Consider the following 22,998-nt stretch of genomic DNA (forward strand, 5'->3'; position numbering starts at 1 on the left):
CCTTAGTAAATTGCACAAAAAAATAACCACTCATGGGAATTGTTCTTATCACCGGCGCAACTGCCGGTTTTGGTCAGGCATGCGCTATTACTTACGCCGGCAAAGGTTATGATGTGATTATTACTGGTCGCCGGAAAGAAAGGCTCGAAGCATTGCAAACCCAGTTAACGCAGGAATTTGGTATCAATGTGCTGGCATTGAATTTTGATGTTAGAAAAGAGGAAGAAGTGAAAGCCGTTTTAGGCACTATTCCGGAAGATTGGCGCAAAATTGATATCCTCGTGAACAACGCGGGCCTTGCTGCCGGTTTAAGCACCATCGACGAAGGCAGTACGGACGATTGGGATGCCATGATAGACACTAATGTAAAAGGACTCCTGTATGTGTCGCGCACCGTTATTCCATGGATGCGCTCCCGCACGATGGGACATATTATCAATATCGGTTCCACTGCCGCCAAGGTGGTATACGCCAAAGGCAATGTGTACTGTGCCACCAAAGCAGCGGTAGACGCTATTTCCCAGGGCATGCGTATTGATCTGCTGCCTTACCGGATAAAAGTAACCGCTATTCACCCCGGTGCGGCAGAAACAGAGTTTTCGATGGTGAGATTTAAAGGAGATGAAGATAAAGCGAAAGAAGTGTACAAGGGATTTATCCCATTAACCGCCCAGGATGTGGCAGACGTAGTATACTACTGCACATCGCTTCCACCGCATGTTTGTATCAACGACCTGGTAATGACGCCATTACAACAGGCCAACGCATATTACATAGATAAAAAATAACACATAGGTGTGATTTCATTACTTGATGATAGTCTTTATATTTGGAAACATTTATATATTTTCTGTACATACCTTACCGTTTCGCAGAAATCAATGCCAATGCAGACTATCCTAAACTATGAAACCATATCCCTATGCTTACATTTATGACTGTGTACTTGCTGCGTCTGTACTATCCCCGGTGGAAAGAAGGCTGGCGCTTCTATTTCGGTAATTCCCGGAAAGGCAATTATGGCCGTTGGGCATCGCGTAAAGATTGGGCCGGACAAAAAGGCTTTTCCCTGGGTTACAGCTGAAACAGGTTTTTAAATTTTGGGATTTAGTTATTTGATTTCCCCTTTTTGATTCCGGGAAACAAACAGCTAAATCCCAAAATTATTTTACGGCATACTCAACAGGCTTACCACTACTTCACTCCTGTTACCTGCTCTTCTTTTATAAGCCACTAGTGTTTTATTATCCTTTACTCCGCTGATCACCGGGAAATTAGCATAGGTGCTGTCGGCAGTAAGGTTGCCTGCCTCCATCGTTTTACCATCTGCTGCTTTATACTGAAAGCCGATCCTGCTATTGAAGTCGCCCTTCCACTTTACCGGTTCATCCCATACAATCATGATATGATCTGCGATGGTAGTCATTTGCGGATGCTTTGCCATAGGTGATTTACTCAGCGATTCCTTTTGCGTATAGGTGTTACCGTTATCAACAGAGCGGCAGTAAAATGCGCCCTGTCCACCGCCCATGGTAAACCATGCAAAGTGAAGACCGGTGCTGTTGGCCGTAAGCGTTGGCCCGGTATGCGGGCAGCCATTTACTACCCAGTTATCTGCACTGATGCGCACGGGAGCAGAAAAGGTGCGACCACCATCTGCAGATACCTGGTGTACCATATCACGGATAGAGTCGTTGATGATATCGCGGTAGGCCAGGTGAATATTGCCGTTTTCTGCCACATACATTTTAGTGCGGCAGCACTGGCAAATGGTGGATGCTACCGGCATTGCATGCTGAAAACCGTTACGGCCGGCAGTGGTAGCGAAGTAAAGCGTAGAGCCTTCAGCGTTAGTATCCTTGCGGTTATCCAGCCAGATGGCAGCAGCTTCTCCTCCCGGCAGTAATGCCATATCAAAATACCGCTGGTCGCAGCCGGCGGTATCTGTTACCATGGGTGCGGCCGGCTGCCAGGTTTTACCATCGTCGAACGACTGTGTGTACATTACTTTGCCTGCATATTTATTCCGCGGATCATTGGCTTCCACACCAAAGAGCGCTATCACCGTACCACCGGGCTTAAACAGCAGCTTGGGTAAATTTTCATCATGCGGGTATACGCCTGCAGAAGCAGGAATAGCAACGGGATCTGAAAACGTATAACCATTATCGTTAGACACTGCATAGTACATCAAACCGGTATCTGCACCACTGTTTGTTTCCTCCCAGCTGATCACCGGGCGGTTATCTGCATCCTTTGTAATAAACGGGCAGGACGCATCTTTCCCGGCGTGCGACACCACTATTGCCTTACCAGGTTGTAAGGCGCCGGAGCGGCACGCGGCTATTCCAATCATCATTAATATCCATACTGCTGCTTGCTTCATTTGTTTATTTTTTTCCGGTGAAGGTATATGCCACGCCGAGGTTGAAAGTTTGACGCGGACCTACCCTGTATGTTTTACCATAGGCAGATTGCTCTGCGGTAGTGGCATACAACTGGTCTCCAACGTTCATGCAATTCAGCCAGCACTCAAATCCTTTATAGGCATAGCCCACCCTGGCATTAAAAAGGTTATAGCCATTGTATAAAGAAGTGTTGGCAGGATCCATATAATACTTACTGATATGCTGCCATTCAGCGCCGAGCCTGAAACCATTTAACAGCGCCGGTTTCCACGTAACTTCTGTATTCGTCATCCACTTAGGCGCACCGCTCATCTGGTTGTTATTGTACACTTTACTGCCATCTGCGTAAGCTTTAAAAATATGTTCCGCGTAAGTGCCGCTGGCGCGGATGAACAAGCTACGCAATGGTGTGTACTTTACGTTCCACTCTACCCCACTGTGCGTGGTGGCGCCGGTATTCCGGTTTTCATACACACCATCCGCATTTCTTACGCTGATAATTTCATTGGTGCCATTCATGCGGTAAATGCTCACATCGGCATAACCCTTCTGCTGTGCAAAAGCAAACCAGCCGCCGGCTTCATAGTTCTGATAAGTAGCTGATTTCAGCACCGGTACTTTTACGCCTGTATACAATTCTGAAATATTGGGCGGCGCAAAACCTACACTATAATTTGCATACAGACCGCGGTTTTTACCGAGGTTGTAAGTGAGTCCCAGCTTGGGCGTAAGCGCATTAAAGTTATTCCGTTCGCTGGGCGCGCCGGTATAGGCTGATGGTGTAAGGTGGTTTTCAAAATTATAATCCATGCGATCGTAACGTAAAGCAGCTACCACCCTCATTGCCGGCCATGGAGAAAATTCGAATTGCGTGTATACGGCGCTGTTAAGTAAACCTACACGGTAATCCGTGAGCAGAGAATCTGTGTTCCGGTAGCTCATATAATAGCCGGCAGCATCTTTTGTAATATCAATATAATTGGCCACGTAGGTAGCAGGGCTGTAATCGGCGCTTACCCCCGCAATGAGTGCCGCCTGTTTCCAGCCGAATTGTTTTTTGTGTTGCGCAATAATGCCATAGCTGTTAAAGCCGTCGCTGTTGATTTGTCCGCCTGCTTTGAGAGTACCTCTTATATCCCTGATGGCATAAAAGGGATTTTGCCCAATGGTATTATTACGGAAGAAGGCGGTAAAGGTAGTATGGTTGCTGTTATCCCATTCATGTTCCAGCGTACTGCGTACCCGTAATGCCTTTACTTCCCGGTAGGTAAATGTTTGAAAGCTGCGGTAATCTTTTGCAAAGAAATGGGCGCTGTCGAGGCCACCGGTTTGATCTGTTTTATAGTTGATGAGTGTAGCGGCATTGGTCCATTTACTCTTTTCATTGACCTGGTAATCCACTTTCGCGGTAAGTGCCAGTTTATGAAAATCGCTGTGATCCATATAACCATTGGCTTGGTTGGCGTAATAGCCACTCACTGCAAATCCAACTTTCTTTACGGTATTGGATACACTGAAATCTGTTCTTTTGTATCCCCAATTGCTGCCTTCCAGCTGTATCCGGGCGGTAGGCACCAAGGTTGGCGAAGCGGTGATGAAATTAACGGCGCCGCCTACCGCTTCGCTTCCATACAGGGAAGAGGCCGGACCGCGGATCACTTCCACTGTTTTCAATGCGGCCATATTAATTTCAATCAGCGCATTGTGGTTAAAGTCGCCGATGGTTCTGATGGGTATACCATCTTCCAGGTAAAGGAACAGGCTTTTATACCCGATGGGCTGACGGATCGCCATGGTATGCTGTTCGTTGCCCAGGTCTACCATGTATACGCCGCTCACTTTATTCAGTACTTTATCCAGCGTGGTGGCTTTGGTTTCACTCAGTGTTTGGGCAGATATAGTGCTGATAGCTACCGGTGCTTCCGAGCGTTGCTGCTTATCGCGCGAAGATGATACGATGATCTCATTCAGGCTGGTAGTGCTCTGGCGCAGGTAGATCACGGGCATTCCGGCCGCTGATTCAGCGGGTATTTGCACAGGAACGTATCCCACATAAGATATTTCTATAGAGTCTGCAGCAGTGGCTGTTAATTCATATTTCCCTTGTGCGTTGGTATTACATCCGTTGCCGGCATGCAGTAGTCTTACGTTCACACCCGGCAGGGCTTCTTTCGTTTGTGCATCTGCCACGCGCCCATGTATCTGCTGTGCATAACTGTTAGCAACAGCCATGCATGCAATGAGGAGTAAACAACATTGTTTCATGTATGTATATGTCATTGACTGTTCGCCGGTGGCGAACAGGGTTAGTCAGGTAGTATAAGTTCCAAAAATCAGGCTACTACCAGCTGTGGTGGGTGGAAAACGGAAAGAATCAGTGTATGCGGGTGGGGAGCTTTATAATACGAGATAAAAACGAGCTGATTAACGGGGGGCGTGGTGTGGAAAGATTGTAACGTTTCTACGAACATCACCTCATATTTATCTTTTCCGGTATTATTATTTTTGTCTTGTTGGGCGTCCCGGTCGAGCTCTTTTTTGAGATGGCAGCGGCCGTTACAGTGCATCTGGGGCTTATTCTTATTTTCACAAAGAACGCTGGCGATATAGGACTGGTTCACTTTAAACTGCACAAAAACCACACTTCTGCTGAAGTTTTGCAGCAGAAGACCCAGAAATATGCATATAATACCCAATCCTTTCACGCCGCAAACCTAGTAAATAATTACCATTCCCCTGCCAGGAAAAAACGGATTTATAGTTAGATAAACGGGACAGTTGCTGCCTTTGTTCATCTAACTATAAAATATTTTTATTACCTACTGTGATAATACAAACCGGAAGGTAATACCACCGCTGGTGCTGGTTATCGGGTAAGCGGTGGAGATAACCGGTATGGTTTGCCGACGGTCGTAGAAGAAGCGTAAATTCAGGCGGTTATTCACCACGTAGTCGATAGAAGGCGAAATGCCCACTACTTTCTGGCCGCTGGTAGGAATAGACAGGTCGGCATCCAGGCGGTTATTGGCCGTTTTATCGTCCCGGAAACTCAGATCCAGCCGGAAGTTCATATCGTTTTGCAGTTTTTTGCCACCATTTTTACTGAACGAGAATGGCATCTGAACACCTCTTACCCTGTAGCCTGCTCCAATGATGATTTCGCTGGAGCGTACTTCTGTGAGCTGGTAATCGATGAGGCTCAAGCTGAGGGAACGGCTCTTTCTGAATTCCACCCTCGCATTCAGGCTGTTCACAAAAGTGAGGTCCACACCCAATAACGGGGAGAACGATTCTATAAGCGTGAGGTTAGGTACCAGGAAATAAGGGAAATAATTTCCGGATATAGTATCCCTGAACGCCGGGAACCCGGTGAGACGCGGATCTTCAAAATACATGGATGTATTATAGGAGTTCATGCTCAGCGTACCGGTGTAGGCGTGCCTGATGGTAAAATTGGTGAGGAAGGAACGGAATGGTTCCAGCTTGGTTAAACCATTGTAGGTAATACTCCAGTTCGGTTTTGGAATATAATTACTGAATGGATTGCTCTTCACATTATCATTGCCTTGTTTCAGCAGTGATACCTTATCCGGGTCGGCGCCGGTATATGCCGCCAGGAAAGCTGGTATCAGCACGTCCTGCGCATACCTTGTATAACCGTATGCATAAGCCGGATCTTTAGGATCGGTGGCTGGTACGCCTGGATCTTTATTGTATGGATTGGCGGCGCCCAGTCGTTTTGAAATGGCGTTGCGGTATGATTCAAAGTTGCGGAAGGTTTGTGAAATACCATCCGACGTATTGATTTTACCGAACATGGTTTTGATGGCGATGTAAGTAATTTCAAAACCACCGGCATCATATGGACTCAGGTGCTGGAAGTCTGTTGGATCTGTGAGATTTTTGAACAGTTCCGTATGTGTTTTGGTAAACGACTTCGTCATGGTCAGATCAATACGCAGATCGTTTAGCGGTTCCAGCTGGGCCTGTAAGTCCCATCTTTGTGTAAATTGTTGTTGTGCCTGGATATTAAACATGGTATCCGGGGTAATGAGTCCTTTCTGCGCAAACCTGTCGAGCCATTTCCTGTCGGGCTGGTAACCAAATACGAAGTTAAGTCCCGGCGCCATGGTGGCCCAGTTCATACCAATAATTTTGGTACTGTCGATATACCCTGGCAAACGGGTACCGGCATTTTCATTGTAGTTAAACCCGATTCGTTTCAGCATCATCAGTGGTTTCAGCAGTCCTTTTACCCACGGTGAAATTTCGCTGGAAGAAGCGGTCTGGTTCTGATTGGACTGTTGATTGCCGTTGTTGTTTTTGTTATTGTTGTTATTATTCTGATTGTTGTTATTCTGTGGTTTCCTCGCATTTATTTCGCGCAGGAATTTCGATTTATTATACAGTTCCGTGAATTTGAATTCCGCCGTCAGTGTTTTCTGCTGAGAGTTTTCGATCGCGTTACCGAGGTACAAGGCCAGCTGGGAGGCGCCTGTCCACCGGTATTCCGTGCTGTAACCGAATGCGATGTTGGTCCAGCTGAGTGCGGGGAACTTCGACGTAGGCAATGTGTACGTGAAGTTGGCGTTGTGCATGTAGTTGGTATTACGCCCGCCTTTGAAGAAGTTACTGCGTACGGTATCTTTCTTCGCTGAGTTATTGATACGTCCGGCGGGTTCGTCGATGCGGGCGTTATTTACTGCGTTGAATTCAAAATTGATACTACGGGTAAGATCCCATTTAACGGTGTAGTACCGGTCGAACGTAAAGTATTTATTATAGGTTTCCGGGAGCTTGTATTTCACGTCGCCGCCTACATTACGTACGCGGGTAACGCCAAACTGCCTGGAAATATCTGCCCTGAAGCTCAGGATAGAAGGTACATAGTTGACATTGAAATCCCGTATCAGGTCGAGCCAGTGCGTTTTACTTTTGATCAGTTTCTTAAACGGTTCCAGGTAATGCGGCTGACCGGCATAATTATATCCCAGGCCTCCCCTGTGTTTGGTGAGCATATCATTTTCAATCAGGGGATTGTGCCGCAGGATCTGGGAAAAGGAGTAGCTGATATCAAAATTTTCCACATCCCACAGGTGTCGTTTTCCGCCGCCGCCCAGGTTGAGTTTCCGGACGTTGGTGAAGTTGAGACTTTTGATAGAGGTGAAGTCCTGTGCATCGCGCCGGATAGAATCTTTTTCCCGCCGGCTTCTGGCCAGGGCAATTTTATCTTTCAGTTTTATATCCAGGTCGTAAGGATCATACTCCGGGTTGCTGGCCGACTGTGAGTAACCGGCATATACGGGAATGGAGATACCTGCTTTCTTTGGCAGCAGTTTACCCAGATCCAGGTTGGCTGCGGCATCGTATTGCAGGAAGTTATCGCGGAACCGTTCATTTACGCGCTGATCAATATTTCCGAAGCCGGCGGTATGCATGTTGCCGGAAACAGAGATGGATCCCAGGTCGGAGAGTTGCACATCTACCCTTGCCAATGCAGCGTATCCGCCTTTCTCATCGAAATCGGAGAGACGCAGTTCATCCAGCCATACTTCCGCACAACGTGGCTGACCGTCATCTTTCGGGTTCTGGATACCGATCATCATGGTACGGGCATCTCCCAGGCTGGGGTTACCGATTACCGTCATAAAGTTTCCGTACTGGTCGGCTACCGGGTTAGCAGGATAAGGCAACAGCGGTGAACAGGAATCGCACATGTTGCGTTGCTGTTTCAGGGTGCTGAGCTGCGACATGAGCAGGTCGAGATTATTACGTTCCGGCCAGATGTCGAGCGCTGTTTTAGGACCGTTCCAATCCGTTACTTTCAGCGGGATGCGGTATTCATAATAATTGCTTACAAAGTCGCTACCAATGCGAATTACCGCCTGCACCTGTCCATCTTTCAGGGCAGTAGCGGCGCCTACCGCTTCGGCGTGAATATACATCTGCAGTTTTTTATACTGGCGGAGATCCATATTCAGTGTTTTGTACAATGCGCGGATTTCCCCATCCTGCAGATTACATAACTGAACAGACAACGATTGTTCATTCAGTTGCAGGGTGGTGTTATTGGTGCTGATGGTATTTTGCCTTACTACTCCCGGTGGTAACACGTATGGTATTGGTGTACGGGAAGAGTTTTCTTCAATATTAACAGCAGATGAATTAAAGGTAGTGGTATTATCCAACGGGATAGGATCACCGGGACGCAGTTCGTACATATAACGGCGCCATTGGTTACGTACCAGTTCCAGTTTACCAAAACGCACTACGATGGAGTCGTTAAAGTTGGTAAGGAACATACGCATAAACCGGATGGATTTAAAATCCGGTATGCTGCCTATTTTAGCGTTGTATTGGTTCAACGGTACTTTGAACTGGTACCAGGTTTCTGTTGTTTTCTGGTTATTGGGCAATGTCACATCTGCCTCTACTTTATCCACAATAAAGTTGGAACCTACCGCCATATTGGGTTTCAAATCTACCCTATACTGGAAATATTCCTCTGTTTCATTCATGGTATTATCCCTGTTCAGGTCTTCTGATTCAGGAATATTGGTAGCGGCGGAGGAGAATTGTGATTTCGGGTCAGACACCGGGGAGTTACCTTCCGGGTTGCTGTAGTTCTTATAGCGCTGCAGAATGGTGAGACCATTATATACCGGATCGCGGTAATGCTTGTAGTCATCATTGGCCGGGTCCTGTAAAGCGTGGTTATATACCGGGCTGCCGCCGAAATTTTGTCTCAACGTATCCATGTATCCTTTAAAGAAGGCCCCTTCGTCCTGTGACTTCAAGCCGTCGTAGCCCACATCCTGGTAGTTACGGATATTGGGGTCGTTATCAAAGGCCTGGGTGATCTGCTGCTGGAATTTAGGTACGCGGCCCCATTTGGAAGAGTCAATCTTATTCGGATCCTGGCGGGGATCGGGCATTCCGTTTTCAAAGAACTTTTTGGAGTCTTTGAGGATATCTTCCGACACGTTACCGAGGTTGAAATACAGGGAACCGCCGGTGCTGTTAGGCTGTTTTATAAAGGGGTCCTGTATCCAGAATTCGATGTATTCTATATTGGCTGTTTCGAAATCACTGTTGTCGATAGCCCTCATGATACCGCCCCATTTACCCTGTGGCCGTGCCAGGTGACCGTTATTGTCCATGGCTATGGGGGTATTGGTAAAGTTATAAGGACCTCTTTCCGTAGGATAGTAAGCCAGATCGAGGGTGCTCAGCTGGCTTTGCCCGAAATCGGTAGACCTGTTCTTGAACACTTCTTTCTGGTATACCAGCCTTACCCGCGGGTCCGACTGATCATCTACCGAAATACCTGCCGGCAGGTTGGGTGATTTTGGTAACTGGAGGGTAGGTTCGATGATATACCAGGACAGTTTTGCCCTGTTTTTTCCGTAATCCAGTATATTATTCAATTCTGCTTCCGGGAACATTACCCTGCCGCTGGCGTCTGTAGCGCCTTTTGGCGTAGAGGCGAGCGCCCAGCTGGTAGCAGGGAACTTCAGGTCGTAGCCACTTTTTACACCTTCGAAATCGTCGATATAAGCAGTACCGCTTTTGCTGCCGGGTTCATTAACCAGTTTGCTGTGGCCCGGGAATAAGCGGGCTACCTCACCGGTGAACAGGATATTGGAAGGGGAAGTGCTGTTATAGTTGGGTAGTTTATCCAGGAAGCGGTTAAGTCCTTTCCATTCGGAGGCGTAGTTTGCGTCTACGCCCACCATTGTATTTTTAATGGGGTCTTCGCCGTAGTTCACCTTTTGGTAATAGGGCCGTTCGCTCATACGCACCACAGTACCTCCGAGGCTTAACTTATCATTTACCAGATAGTCCAGGCGGGTACCAAAATAGTTCCGGACCTGTTGCCCGAACAGGGAGTTATTTTCAAACTGCACGTTGATAGGTACGCCGGAGTTGAGTACGCCTCCATTGATAATTTTCAGACGTCCGAGGTTATAATCAATGATATAGTCCACATTTTCGCGGAGTTGCTGGCCGCCGGCGGTTACTACCACTGACCCTGGCGGAATGGTGGTGCCGGAACCAAGGTTGATTTCCGAGCTGCTGGCTGATTTATAGGAGCCCCTGATCACGTACCGGTTCAACTGCGGGAATTGTTGGGCTATAACTTTGATGGAATCGTATAATACGTTGTAGAGATATTGTTTTTCCAGGCTGGCGTCGCCGTTAAAGGCTTTCTTCAATCCGTCGGCAAAGGGTTCCAGTACGGGGAACATGATTTTACCCGACAGGGAGTTGATCGTATAGCCTTCCACGTAGTCGAACACGCCATCCGGCTGTGGATCCAGCTGGTTATTGAGGCGGTCGAGGCTAAGGATGGTGATGATGGGTGCGCCGGCGTAGTCGCCTTTGGCATCGGGGATATACCGCTTATCGCTGGGGGGCCTTCCTTCAGCGCCCGGATCTTTATAATATACGTCCATGCGGAAGTCTTCCTTATTTACCTGGAAGGCGCCGGTAGCATAAATATTTTTCATCATCAGGTCCCATACCGGGAGGGTAGGACGGGCGGACGTGGCTTTAAGCAATTTGAGGAACAGAACGGGCTGATTGGCGCTGTTGTTCTGGTCCGGCGGTACATCCTGGGAGAACTCACCCACCTGGTACACCCTTCCGTTGTAGGTATATTGATAGGCTACAGCCAGTACTTCATCCGGTTGCAGCTGTTGGTTAAGGGAGATAAAGCCCAGTTGCCTGTTGTAGATGTATTCGGTAGAATCGAGTTTACGGGCGAATGTTTTTTCGAACTCTGATACCGGCTGCAAGCCGATATTGAGCAGGCGGCTCACCACTGTCCCGGTATTCCGGCTGCCCGGATCGCTGATCAGTTTTGAATAGAGGTCGTTGGTTCCTCTATCCGGCAGCTTGGAGCTGGTGAGTACAGTGATATCATCCTTATTATAAGGCTCCTGTTCCGCCAGGTCCATCAAACCAACGATGTCGCGGGTTTGGGTGGTGGCCCCGGTTTTATTGGTAACCCATACTTCCAGCCTGGTGATATTGACCAGTGACTTGATCACCGGCAGGTTGGACATGGCGCTGTTGAAATTATTGCGGAAGTATTGTGCCAGCAGGAAGTGGCGGTTATCTTCATATTCGTCGGCCCTCAGGTTATAGTCCTGTACCTGGGTACCGCCTTTGAGCATGAGGTTTTGTTTCTGCGACTTCTGATTGGAGAGTACACTGGTAACGGTTAAGCGGCCGAACTGCAACTGGGTTTTCACCCCGAAAAGCGACTGGATACCGGATATGAGGGTACTGCGCAGGGGAAAGCTGACGTTACCGGCTTCAATTTTCTTTATAATTTCATCGTTGTAGCCGGTGTATTCCAGTTTTACCTGGTTTTCAAAATCGAACTGTGACTGGGTATTATAGTTGGTGATGAGTTTCAGTTTATCCCCGATTTTGCCGACTACGTTCATGTTGATGCCCATATCAAAATTAAACCCGCCATTTTTCCTGGCTTGTTCCACCAGCACGGGGTTTTTGATATTCTGGCCCTGGTATCCGAAAGTGAGGTCCAGGCTACCTTGCGGGCGGATATCCACTTTGCTGCCTCCGAAGATACGGTCGAACAGGTTGTTGCCATTGTACAGGGTGGGTCCATTGGCACGTTGGTTCAGGTTACCAAGTGCGCTGGCTCTTTTCTGCCAGTAATCCTGTTCACTTTGTTTGGATTGCAGTTTATAGAACTCGTCGAAGTTCATATAGGTAGGGTTACGGTAATACTGGTTACCTATTTTTTCGGTAACGGTGTATTGTTTGGTAACCGGATCGTATTCTACTGACTTGTTGATATTGGAAGGGTCCTTGAGATCAATAGCATTCCCTGACCCCTGATCCGTTATTTTGGGGCCGCGTCTGTCTTGAAGGGGGTATTTCAAGGTATCTTTTTTCCCGGTAGTATCGATTTTGGTTTGAGGAGTAATGGTGGTATCCGGTTTCCATCTACTTCTCGATAATTTCAGATTCCCAGAACGATCCCTAGCGGCAGTATCAACAATGATAAAAGATACAATTGCTGTCACTACAAATGCACCATAGTATGTCTTTCTTGCCAAGAAAAATAGGTTTTATAGAGGATTTTATTTACTTCTTATAACGTTTTCAGAGCCTTCTTTATCAGTTCTTCCAAATTTTGCAATAGCGGCTCGGTTTTCATGACCTTCTGGATAGATGATTCTGCCATACCCCGGGCTATCCCCAGAGTTATCAGAGCATTTAACGCATCTTCGTGGATTGTATTGTTCACGTTTGCAGATAAATGTATACCGGTATCCTTATGCTTCGTCAATTTGTCTTTGAGTTCCAGGATGATTCTTTTGGCTGTTTTCGCACCGATCCCCTTCACGCTTTCGAGCATTTTTTCATTTTCCATCATGATAGCGCGTTGTACATCTTCCGGTTGTAGAGATGACAACATCATGCGCGCGGTACTTGCGCCTACCCCTGAAACACTGATCAGCAGGAGAAAAAGGCTTCTTTCTGCTTCTTCAAAAAAACCATATAACGTGTGTGCATCTTCTTTAATCTGGAGGAAGGTCAACAGTTTGCAACTTTCCATATTCTGTATACGGGAATATGTATTCAGGCTAATCTGTACTTCATAACCGATTCCATTCACATCCATATGAACAAGAGCAGGTGATTTATATGCTAATTTACCATTCAGATAAGCAATCATACGAGGTAAAGGTTCAGTAAATTAATTAAACTTTTGGAAAATGGTTAATAATGTATCCGGGAAAACCGGGGCAAAGATGCTAACTTTTAACGGATTGACAATCCCTAATATTTGTCATATGCGACTTTTTTAGGAAATATACGTTTATATCGTATTTTTACGCCTCGTTTTAAACACATATTTAGTTTATATGAATAAAATAACGGCCGCTATTACAGCGGTGGGTGGGTATGTTCCCGATTACGTGCTAACCAACCAGGAATTAGAAAAATTAGTAGATACAACGAACGACTGGATATTAACCCGGACGGGCATTTCGGAGAGAAGGATATTGAAGGGAGAAGGGAAAGGTACTTCTGATTTGTGTGTTCCGGTAGCATTGGAAATCTGCAAAAAGAGAGGAATTTCCCCCGAAGAAATCGATCTGTTGATTGTGGCCACCGTAACCCCTGATATGACTTTTCCAGCTACTGCCAACGTGGTAACCGACAAAATTGGCGCTAAAAACGCTTTTGGCTTTGATATCAGCGCTGCCTGTTCCGGCTTTTTATATGCCCTGGAAACCGGCGCCCGGTTCATTGAAAGTGGCCGTTACGCCAAAGTAATGATCATCGGGGCCGACAAAATGAGTTCTATCATTGATTATACCGACAGAACCACCTGTATCATCTTTGGCGATGGCGCCGGTGGCGTATTGCTGGAAGCCAATACAGAAGGTTTCGGGTTAATTGACAGCATCCTGAAAAGTGATGGTCACGGCCGTGAATACCTCCATATGAAGGCCGGCGGCTCTGTAAAACCTGCCACCATTGAAACCGTAAACAACCGCGAACACTACGTATACCAGGAAGGTAAAATGGTGTTTAAATACGCCGTTTCCAACATGGCGGAAGCAGCGAAAGATGTAATGGAACGCAATAACCTTACCTCAAACGATATTTCATGGCTGGTACCCCACCAGGCGAACAAACGTATCATTGCGGCCACTTCCCAATACATCAATGTACCGGATGAGAAAGTGATGATGAATATTCACCGCTATGGTAACACTACTGCGGGCACTATCCCTTTATGCCTGTGGGATTACGAAAAGCAGCTTAAAAAAGGCGACAACGTAATGATGGCTGCCTTTGGCGGCGGATTCACCTGGGGCGCCAACTACATCAAGTGGGCGTACGACGGCGATCAATACGGTAAATAACCTTACTCCCGATATTACAACGGATAACAGTGACGGATCACCCGCAGCTGTTATCCGTTTGTGTTTTTTACGCCTTCCAGCACGGCCGTAAACACCAGGTACCGTCCTTCACTGGCGGTAGCCAATACAGTCCCTTTCATCTTTTCCATAAAATCCCGGGTAATAGCGTAGCTAAGGGCATACATATCGTACTGCCAGCAGACCAGTTGCTGTAAGATCTCTTCTGTAGCAGGGCCGGCATCGGCAATGATGCGGATATATACCGCCCCTTCGTTGTTCCAGGCCGACAGGATCAGCAGGCTGCCCGGCTGTGCATACTGTATGGAGAGCCGCAGCAGGTGCAACTGTGCAATACGGAGCATTTCCGGATCCGCCATTACCACCGCCCCTTCCGGCAGCAGGTTAACTACCACCAGTATTTTTTCCTTTACAGCAGCCGCTGTTTGTTTTAATACCTGCCGGAAGATATCACTCAGCTGGCAATGTGTTCCCTGATAAGCAAACCCCGACAACTGCATGCGGATCCACATTAAGATGTTGTCAAATACATAGAGCGTGTTACCGGATACCGATGCAATTTCCCTGATCAAAGCAGCCATGGCAGGCTGGCCGGCCTCCTGATTCCGCAGCTTCATGGCCACCTCCGAAATATAATACAGCGGTGCGCGGAAGTCGTTGGCGATGATGGTAATCAGCTTGTTCTTAAACTCATCATTTGCCCGCAGGGCCACATTTTTAAGCGATACCTGTGTATAACTGTCTGAAATAGCATCTTCCTGTTCCTGCCAGGTGATGTATTGCCGGTATCTGCTGTAAAGCAGGATAAACAGCAGGATCACAATAATAAACAGGCCCGCTATTACAAACTGGCTATGCTTTTTCCGCAACTGCACCTGTTCCAGCTCCAGTTGTTGCTGCCTATTGCTGCGCGACAGCTGTTGCAGGGATTGTTCTTTTAAGAAAAAGGCCATGTAATTAATAGGGTCCTTTCCCTGCTGGTAGCGGTGTTGCGCGGCCAGCCGCATGATTTCCCGGCTGTAATAACCGGTTTTCACAACGTTGTTATGCCGTTGGTAGTAGTCGTACAACCCCGCCAGCACCGGCAGGTTCAGCTCAATGCATCCTGCTTTTTTTGCCAGCTCATAAGACAGCTCCCGGTAACGGGTAGAATCTGTATGGTAGCCGAGCCGGTGATAGTCTTCCAACCGGTTATAAATATCCATGGCCACATAGGGCAGTCCCCTGTTCAATGCAGCAGCAGCCAGGCTGTTGATCCTGGCCTCTGCCTCTTTTCCACGTCCCTGTATTACCAGTGTATCTGCTGCGTAAGCGTCGATGTACAACGGCAACCGGCTTTGCGGATACTTCTTACTGATACGCGCAGCTGTTTGTAATGCCCATTGTACGGAGTCCTTACGGGTACTATCCCTGTAAAAACGCATCGCGTAATTTACCAATAGTATACTGTAGACAGAATCCTGCGATGCCGGGAGCCTGGCAGCCATATGAAAGGCTTCATAGAAATAGTTATTGGCATCTGCCGGCCGGCCCATATTCCGGTAATAGAGATACAGGTTGCTCAGCGTTTTAGCGATGCGGGCACTGTCTGATGACGCTTTATGCAGCCGCAGGGCTTCGTACCCATAAATGCCGGCAACATTAAAATCTGTTCTCAGGGCGTAGCAGAAACTCATTACATCGCAGGCGTCTGCCAGGCCTTGTTTATACTGCCATCGTCCGGCCATTTCATATTCCCTGATGGCATAGATAAAGCTGCTGTCGAGGTTAATCATCATGTACAGCGCCCCGAGTTTTCCCAGGGTGTTGATATAAGCGATGCTATCCTGCTGAACAGACAACTCATGCAGCAATTCCGGCAGCTGCGGACTTTGGGGAACAGCGCGCTGTGCAGCGCACAACAATGCGAGCGCCAGCAACGTGGCGGATACCCAGCGTTGGTAATATGAGTTGTTTATGCTGCGCGTCATGCTGTTTCCGGTGATTCCGGCAGCTGATAATAAAAGGTGCTGCCTTCCTCGTAATTGTTTTCCGCCTTTATTTTTCCGTTCATTTTATCTATAAAATCCTTGCAGATGATGAGTGCCAGCCCGGCGCCTTTCCCTGCACGTTCGGGCTCGCTGGTGTGGCTGTTCCAGTTAAAGAGATGCGGCAGTACAGCGGCATCGATGCCGGAACCTTCATCAATAAAAGAAACCGTAAGCCAGTTATTTTTACGTATAGCCTTAATTGTTATTACGCCATAGTCGGGCGAAAATTTAACTGCGTTATGCAAAAAATTCCGGTGGATGAACTGCAACATTTCATAATCTGCCTGAACGGTGGTACCTGCAGGAATGTCGATCGATAACCGGATGTCTTTCGCGGCAAGTAAATGCTGCAGGGCGTTTGCCGTGGCGCTGATCATTTCTTCCAGCAGGAATATCTTCGGATGGTACACGAAGCCGGACAATTGGGTACGGATCCATCGTAATATTTCTTCAAAAATAACCAGGGTGTCTGAGGCCGTATGTTCCACCTGTACAATCATGCTGGCGGCATCTGTTACGGTGAGCGCTTTTTCATCTATAAACCCGGTGATATTGACGATGTTATACAGGGGCGTTCTGAAATCATGCGCGATCATGGAAATCAGTTTATTCTTAAAGTCGTCGCTATCCTGGAGCGCTTTATTACCCAGGCGGATCTCCTCCTGCAGCGTGGCCATACTGGCGGCATTTTTCCGGGAAAGGCGGTGGGCGCGCACATAGTAAGTGAGGAGGATGATGAGCAGGATGGCAATGCCCGCAATAATCAGCAGCTGGTAATACCAGAAGTGATTTGCGGCTTTATTAGAGGCCAGTTGCTCCCGTTGTGAGTGGTGTTGCAGCCGGAGAGAGTCCAGCCATTCATCGCCAAAGGCATAGGAAAGATAATCTGCTTCGCCGGCCAGCATATCTTCCTGTTGCTGCTGCATTACGCCGAGGGCGAGGCGGCTATAACTGTTGGCGTTGGGAGTGTCTCGCGATTGTAGGCAGGTGTTATACAGCCCGGTGATCACGGGAAGCATTAACCCGGTGTATCCGCCTGCTACTGCATAGTCCACTGATTTACGCTGATATAGCAACGAATCTGCCTTTCTTTGCCAGATACAATAGCCTGTTAGTTGCATGCAGGCATACATGGCGATGTAGTTAAACCCTGCACTGCCGGCCGCGGCCATTACTTCTTTCAGGGTTTCTTCTGCTTTCCGGGTTTCGCCTGCGCGCAGTTGTTCGTGCGCTGCAAATAAGCGGGTGTATAAAGTACCCGGGACGTCGTTATACCTGTGTGTGAGGTTGATGGCCTGTTTCAGTGCTTTCTGTGCAACGGGCAAAGCGGTGGAATCCGATTCATTAATAAGGTAGTAACTAACCAGTACCCATGCCCGCAGGGAGTCTAATCCTGCATCCCAGGCGACTTTCAGTGCCTTGTTAATATAGTGCTGGGCTTCCGCATGTTTTTGCTGGTATTGATAAAAGGTGCCAATATTCATCAGCGATACGGTAACCCCTGCGGAGTCGCCGGCAGCGCGGCAGGCAGCCAGTGCATTGTCATAGAAGAGAAAGGAAAGATACCGGTGGGGTCTCAGCGCATAATACCGGCCCATGCCCCGTAATGCGTCGCGTTGCCCTTTGCTGTAATGAATACGCTCCGACAGTTCGTTGGCGCGCCTGGCATATGCCCCGCTGCTGTCCAGCTGTTGCGGCAGATACAACGATGATATCCTGTTTAGCGCATCTGCATAGTCAGCACTGTCCGTTAACCGTGGTAACGCATGCTTAATTGCTACAATATCATTATGCTGGGCGCACAATGTCCGCGAAATAAAAAGCAGGGCACACAGGCCCATACGGCGTAAACATGACATAAAAGGGAATCAGCGGCCTGTAAAATAATTTTATTTACAGTCCCTTCTTCCATCCATTTTGTTCATTTTACCACCTAGATTTCAAATACCAATCCCTTACGTTTCAGGGCTTCATATTTTTCAGGATCGAAGCGATACAGGTGAGCCCCTTTTTTGGAGGAGGTTTTGTCTTTTTCCTCTAGTTTTTCCATCACATCCAGCGACAGGATCTTCTTCCGGAAGTTACGTTTATCGAGGGTTTTCTGGTAGATCTCTTCGTAGAGACTTCTCAGTTGTGAGAGGGTAAATTTCTCCGGCAGCAGTTCAAAGCCAATGGGATGGAACTGTGCGTTGTTGCGAAGTGCGGCCAGTGCATCTTCAATCATCTTTGTATGATCGAAGATCAGTTCCGGTATTTCGTGGAGTTCCAGCCAATGCGCACCATGTTCACGGGCCAGTGGCTTATCGTGGTTTTTAATACGTATCAGGGCATAATAGGCAACAGATATAACCCTGGCGCCGGTATCACGGCCTACATTACCGTAGCAATGCAATTGGTTCATGTAAATATCATTCAGCCAGGTGGTATGTTCCAGCACGCGGGCGGCCGCTTCATCGGTACTTTCATCTTCCTGCACAAAGCCGCCTACCAGCGACCATTCACCGGCCATAGGGGCAACTTTACGTTGCATGATCAATAATTTCAGGCGGCCCTCATCAAAACCGAAGATGATACAATCTACTGCCACCAGGTGTTTCGGGGCTTTAGCATAAAAAGAAGCAGCATTCATATAGGAATTTTAAAAGGCGGAAAATCTATCAAAAATAACAAAACCAACCTATTTTTTCGGCTTAAAACGACTGTATTCCGTAGCCGGTATCTTACTTATGCCCAACAACTCTAACATATATACGAGTTGACCACGGTAAAAGGTACTACTGTTGCACACCTGCATGATCACATCCTGCACCGCTATTTTATAGTGCTCACTCTTTTTGAGGGTGTAGGCAACGGTGTGGTTCAGCTTTACCTCGCTGGCCTTTTGTACCCATTCTTCCAGTTGTGCCGACTGTGTAAGCCAGGCAGCGCAGGCTGACGCAAAGCTCCCGCTGAAGCCCGCCGTAGGATCGGTTGTTTTCTCCGTGAGCTGTAAACGCTGATACCAGAGACTTTCCGTATGCCACAGGTGATAAACGGCAGCGCGCAATGTAGAAATCCCTCCTCCCAGGTCCCGGTCCAGCTGTTCATCCGTTAGTTTAAGTAACCCCTTTGCCAGCTGCTGGTTTGCCCAACAATTGTAAGCAGTATAATGCGCAAGCATATTTTTCATGTAAGAAGAGATTAATGCCGTTTCCATCCCAAACAACCTACAAATTACAATATTGTTTGTCATTTTAACCCACCGATATTTAGTTGCCGGTACATGGGCATCCGTGTACCGGAATGCATGACGGCGACGGACTTCGCAATTTTGATTAATTTGCAGCCTGCGGCCGGAGGCCGTTCCTGCAAACGGGTGTGTATAAACAAACGGCCAGGGTACCTGATTAATATATACAGATATGGAAGATATAACGTTAAGGGTTGCACGAAGAGAAGACAGTGCCCGATTGATGGAACTGATCCGGGAACTGGCAGCGTATGAAAAAGCATCGGAAGAAGTAACGGTGAGCCAGGAACATTTTGAGGAAGCCGGATTTGGCCCCAACCCGGTGTGGAAGGCATTTGTAGCCTCCACAGTTGTTAACGGGCAGGAAGTGATTCACGGGTTTGCGCTGTATTATACCCGTTACTCCACCTGGAAAGGTTGCCGGATGTACCTGGAAGATATTATTGTTACAGAGAACTGGCGGGGCCGGGGCATCGGCAAGCTGCTGTTTGATCAGCTGATCATTGAAGCAAAGGAAAAGCAGTTCAGCGGCATCGTATTCCAGGTGTTGGAATGGAATACACCTGCCATTAATTTCTACCAAAAATATACGGATAAATTTGATCCTGAGTGGATTAATGTCAGCATAGAACTGCAATAATTTTCCGCTCATACAATTCCGGAACGGTATGTCGTTAATCCTCGTTAATATTGATGACATACCATTCCACTATGATTTTTATCCAGGACTTCCGGACACTTCACAACGTATCCACACCCGACCTCTGCGACACTTTCAACGCGGCTTTCAGCGATTATATAGTACCGTTGCACCTCACTCCGTCTATACTGGAACAAAAGATGCAGGGCGAAAACCTGCTACGGGATTATTCTATCGGCGCCTTTGCCGGGAATTTGCTTGGCGGCTTCATTTTACATGCTGTGGACGACAAAGTGCATCCAACGGTGTTATACAACGGCGGCACCGGCATTATTCCCCAATACCGCGGCCAGCACCTCGTGCAGAAAATGTATGATCAGTTTATTCCTGCATACCAGCTGCAGGGTATCCGTAAAATAATACTGGAAGTAATCAGCACCAACCTTCCTGCCATCAAAGCATATACGAATACAGGGTTTCATAAAACCCGCACTATTCATTCTTTCAAAGGCAATATAAAAACGCATAAAAACCCGGCGGGCATCTCCATAAAAGAAAATACAACACCCGACTGGCCCCTGCTGGCTACCTTTATGGATATGATGCCCACCTGGTCCAACAGCGTGAACAGCATACAGCGGGAAGCGCCTTTTACAGTGACCTGGGAAGCTACTGTGGACGGGCAAACGGCGGGCTTTATCAGTGTTCACAAAGATACCCGCAGAATCAGGAATATAGCGGTTCACCCCGGGTTCCGCAGAAAAGGTGTAGGCAGCGCCTTATTGCAATACGCAGCCGATCAGTTTATGGGTGCGGCGGTGAGCATTATTAATATCGATGAACATTTTCCGGAGATCGACAAATTCCTGCAACAGGCGGGGTTGATGCATTATCTGTCGCAGTACGAGATGGAGATCGCGTTATAAAAATGCAGCGGATTTTGTCTTTCTCAGGATTACGCTGATTTTACTGATTTTACTTTTTGGATTTTTTTTGATTTTAAAAGATCAGGGAGATATAAGCGGATATATTCGCTCATATCTCCCTAATATTTTAATCAGTTATAAAATCCAAAAAATCCAAAAAGTAAAATCAGTAAAATCAGCGTAATCCTGGGAAAGACAACCTCCGCGGCATTAATTAATTCCGTTTACCACCGTTTCCTTGTTGATTTTCTGGATCAGTCCCTGTAATACTTTACCGGGGCCTACTTCGGTGAATTCCTTGCCGCCGTCGGCCACCATTGCCTGAACGGATTGTGTCCATCTCACAGCACCGGTTAACTGATCGATCAGGTTTTGTTTGATCTGTGCAGGCGCTGTTACGGCTACGGCTACCACGTTCTGGTATACGGGGCAGGAAGGATTATTGAAGGTGGTGGTGTTGATGGCTGCCTGTAACTCTTCTTTGGCAGAAGCCATTAAAGGAGAGTGGAACGCGCCACCTACCGGCAGGATCAGCGCTCTTTTGGCGCCGGCGGCCTTCATTCTTTCGCAGGCAATTTCCACGCCTTTGAGGGTACCGGAAATTACCAGCTGGCCGGGACAATTATAATTGGCAGGTACTACTATTTCGCCCGTTTCGGCGGTAACAGCAGCACATATTTCTTCTACTTTAGCATCATCCAGGGCCAGTACTGCGGCCATGGTGGAGGGTTGCAGCTCACAGGCTTTCTGCATGGCATTGGCGCGGATAGCTACCAGTTTCAGGGCAGCTTCAAATGACAGCACGCCATTGGCTACGAGGGCGGAAAATTCCCCGAGGGAGTGACCTGCCACCATTTCGGGCTGAGAATGTTCCGTGCAGAGGAAGGCGATCACTGCATGCAGGAATACGGCTGGCTGTGTAACGTTGGTTTGTTTCAGGTCTTCCTCTGTACCATTGAACATGATATCAGAAATACGGAAGCCTAAAATGTCGTTTGCCTGTTCAAAAAGTTCTTTTGCTTTTGCGTTGGTGTCGTACAGATTTTTGCCCATACCCGGAAACTGGGAACCTTGTCCGGGAAATACGTAAGCATGCTTCATGTGGATATAAATTAATATTTTTTCAAATATAAATAAGAATTACGGATTTACAGGTAGCTGATAAATATAAATTACTATTATCATCTACCCATAAATCCGTAATCCGTAATATAAATTATTTTATTTGCTGATCAGTTTCATGAATTCGGCCCTGGTGGTACCATGTTCGAACTGGCCACTGAAAGCAGACGTGGTGGTAAGGGAGTTTTGTTTTTGTACACCGCGCATCATCATACACAGGTGCTGCGCTTCAATCACCACTGCAACGCCCTGCGGCTGCAGGGTTTCCTGGATAGCATCTAGGATCTGGTGTGTTAAACGTTCCTGTACCTGTAAGCGGCGGGCATATACATCCACCACCCTGGCTATTTTGCTCAGGCCGGTGATATACCCGTTTGGAATATAGGCTACATGGGCCTTTCCGAAGAAGGGCAGCATGTGATGTTCACACATAGAGTATAACTCGATGTCTTTTACAATCACCATTTCACTATATGCTTCGGTAAACTTCGCTCCTTCCAGTATTTCGCGCGCGTCCTGCTGATATCCCTGTGTGATGAACTGCATGGCTTTAGCCATCCGTTCAGGTGTTTTTTGCAGTCCTTCCCTTTCAGGGTCTTCCCCCAGCAGGTGCAGGCATTCTTTATAGTTTTCTACAAGACCGGACGTGATCTTTTCATCGTAACTCTCGTTCTTATTATACGCCATTCTTATATGATTTAACAAAT

General features: G+C 47.5%; 16 protein-coding genes. 5 read left to right on the top strand and 11 right to left on the bottom strand.

Annotated features, from left to right (window positions below; genetic code table 11):
* The first annotated feature begins 32 nt into the window (after positions 1-32).
* Both ACLHR0_RS03980 and ACLHR0_RS03985 read left to right on the top strand, forming a co-directional pair.
* Positions 33-788, top strand: coding sequence for an SDR family NAD(P)-dependent oxidoreductase (locus tag ACLHR0_RS03980; protein ID WP_370909341.1), 756 nt, complete (start codon positions 33-35; stop codon positions 786-788).
* A 146-nt stretch (positions 789-934) separates the two neighbouring features.
* Positions 935-1,084: a hypothetical protein gene (locus tag ACLHR0_RS03985; protein WP_370909340.1), complete on the top strand. Its 150-nt coding sequence runs from the start codon at positions 935-937 to the stop codon at positions 1,082-1,084.
* Positions 1,085-1,168: 84 nt separating this feature from the next.
* On the opposite strand, the gene ACLHR0_RS03990 is transcribed toward ACLHR0_RS03985, so the two are convergent.
* From ACLHR0_RS03990 to ruvA, 5 genes are all read right to left on the bottom strand, one after another.
* Entirely contained in the window at positions 1,169-2,386 is a 1,218-nt protein-coding gene (locus ACLHR0_RS03990; RefSeq protein ID WP_436484895.1) for a sialidase family protein, read from the bottom strand.
* Positions 2,387-2,390: 4 nt separating this feature from the next.
* A complete protein-coding gene (locus tag ACLHR0_RS03995; protein WP_436484897.1) occupies positions 2,391-4,673 on the bottom strand; it encodes a TonB-dependent receptor domain-containing protein in 2,283 nt (760 codons plus the stop codon).
* A gap of 68 nt (positions 4,674-4,741) precedes the next feature.
* On the bottom strand, positions 4,742-5,050 hold the full coding sequence (locus tag ACLHR0_RS04000) for a hypothetical protein (RefSeq protein ID WP_436484899.1): 309 nt from the start codon (positions 5,048-5,050) through the stop codon (positions 4,742-4,744).
* Between the two features lie 177 nt (positions 5,051-5,227).
* Entirely contained in the window at positions 5,228-12,502 is a 7,275-nt protein-coding gene (gene sprA, locus ACLHR0_RS04005) for a cell surface protein SprA (RefSeq protein WP_436484901.1), read from the bottom strand.
* A gap of 35 nt (positions 12,503-12,537) precedes the next feature.
* Entirely contained in the window at positions 12,538-13,125 is a 588-nt protein-coding gene (ruvA, locus tag ACLHR0_RS04010; RefSeq protein WP_370909334.1) for a Holliday junction branch migration protein RuvA, read from the bottom strand.
* 190 nt (positions 13,126-13,315) lie between these two features.
* Here ruvA and ACLHR0_RS04015 point away from each other — a divergent pair, with 190 nt between their 5' ends.
* Positions 13,316-14,326 (top strand): beta-ketoacyl-ACP synthase III, encoded by a 1,011-nt coding sequence (locus ACLHR0_RS04015; protein ID WP_436484903.1) that lies wholly within the window; start codon positions 13,316-13,318, stop codon positions 14,324-14,326.
* A 50-nt stretch (positions 14,327-14,376) separates the two neighbouring features.
* Here ACLHR0_RS04015 and ACLHR0_RS04020 read toward each other — a convergent pair whose 3' ends face one another.
* From ACLHR0_RS04020 to ACLHR0_RS04035, 4 genes are all read right to left on the bottom strand, one after another.
* Positions 14,377-16,314, bottom strand: coding sequence for a sensor histidine kinase (locus ACLHR0_RS04020; protein WP_436484904.1), 1,938 nt, complete (start codon positions 16,312-16,314; stop codon positions 14,377-14,379).
* Positions 16,311-18,233 carry a sensor histidine kinase gene (locus tag ACLHR0_RS04025; RefSeq protein ID WP_436484906.1) on the bottom strand — a complete coding sequence of 641 codons (1,923 nt, stop codon included), beginning with the start codon at positions 18,231-18,233 and terminating at the stop codon, positions 16,311-16,313. The genes ACLHR0_RS04020 and ACLHR0_RS04025 overlap by 4 nt, the downstream gene beginning before the upstream one ends.
* Before the next feature lie 74 nt (positions 18,234-18,307).
* On the bottom strand, positions 18,308-19,003 hold the full coding sequence (locus ACLHR0_RS04030) for an NUDIX hydrolase (protein WP_436484908.1): 696 nt from the start codon (positions 19,001-19,003) through the stop codon (positions 18,308-18,310).
* Between the two features lie 48 nt (positions 19,004-19,051).
* Positions 19,052-19,543 (bottom strand): DinB family protein, encoded by a 492-nt coding sequence (locus tag ACLHR0_RS04035; protein WP_436484910.1) that lies wholly within the window; start codon positions 19,541-19,543, stop codon positions 19,052-19,054.
* A gap of 232 nt (positions 19,544-19,775) precedes the next feature.
* On the opposite strand from ACLHR0_RS04035, the gene ACLHR0_RS04040 reads away from it, so the two are divergent.
* Positions 19,776-20,243 carry an N-acetyltransferase family protein gene (locus ACLHR0_RS04040; protein ID WP_436484912.1) on the top strand — a complete coding sequence of 156 codons (468 nt, stop codon included), beginning with the start codon at positions 19,776-19,778 and terminating at the stop codon, positions 20,241-20,243.
* A gap of 71 nt (positions 20,244-20,314) precedes the next feature.
* A complete protein-coding gene (locus ACLHR0_RS04045) occupies positions 20,315-21,169 on the top strand; it encodes a GNAT family N-acetyltransferase (protein WP_436484914.1) in 855 nt (284 codons plus the stop codon).
* A gap of 210 nt (positions 21,170-21,379) precedes the next feature.
* Here the strand turns inward: ACLHR0_RS04045 and fabD are convergent, their stop codons facing one another.
* Positions 21,380-22,270: an ACP S-malonyltransferase gene (gene fabD / locus ACLHR0_RS04050; RefSeq protein ID WP_429044807.1), complete on the bottom strand. Its 891-nt coding sequence runs from the start codon at positions 22,268-22,270 to the stop codon at positions 21,380-21,382.
* 120 nt (positions 22,271-22,390) lie between these two features.
* A complete protein-coding gene (gene folE / locus ACLHR0_RS04055; RefSeq protein WP_429044805.1) occupies positions 22,391-22,978 on the bottom strand; it encodes a GTP cyclohydrolase I FolE in 588 nt (195 codons plus the stop codon).
* Positions 22,979-22,998: the final 20 nt, after the last annotated feature.

The sequence above is a fragment of the Chitinophaga sp. ARDCPP14 genome (assembly GCF_051362515.1).
GTDB lineage: Bacteria > Bacteroidota > Bacteroidia > Chitinophagales > Chitinophagaceae > Chitinophaga.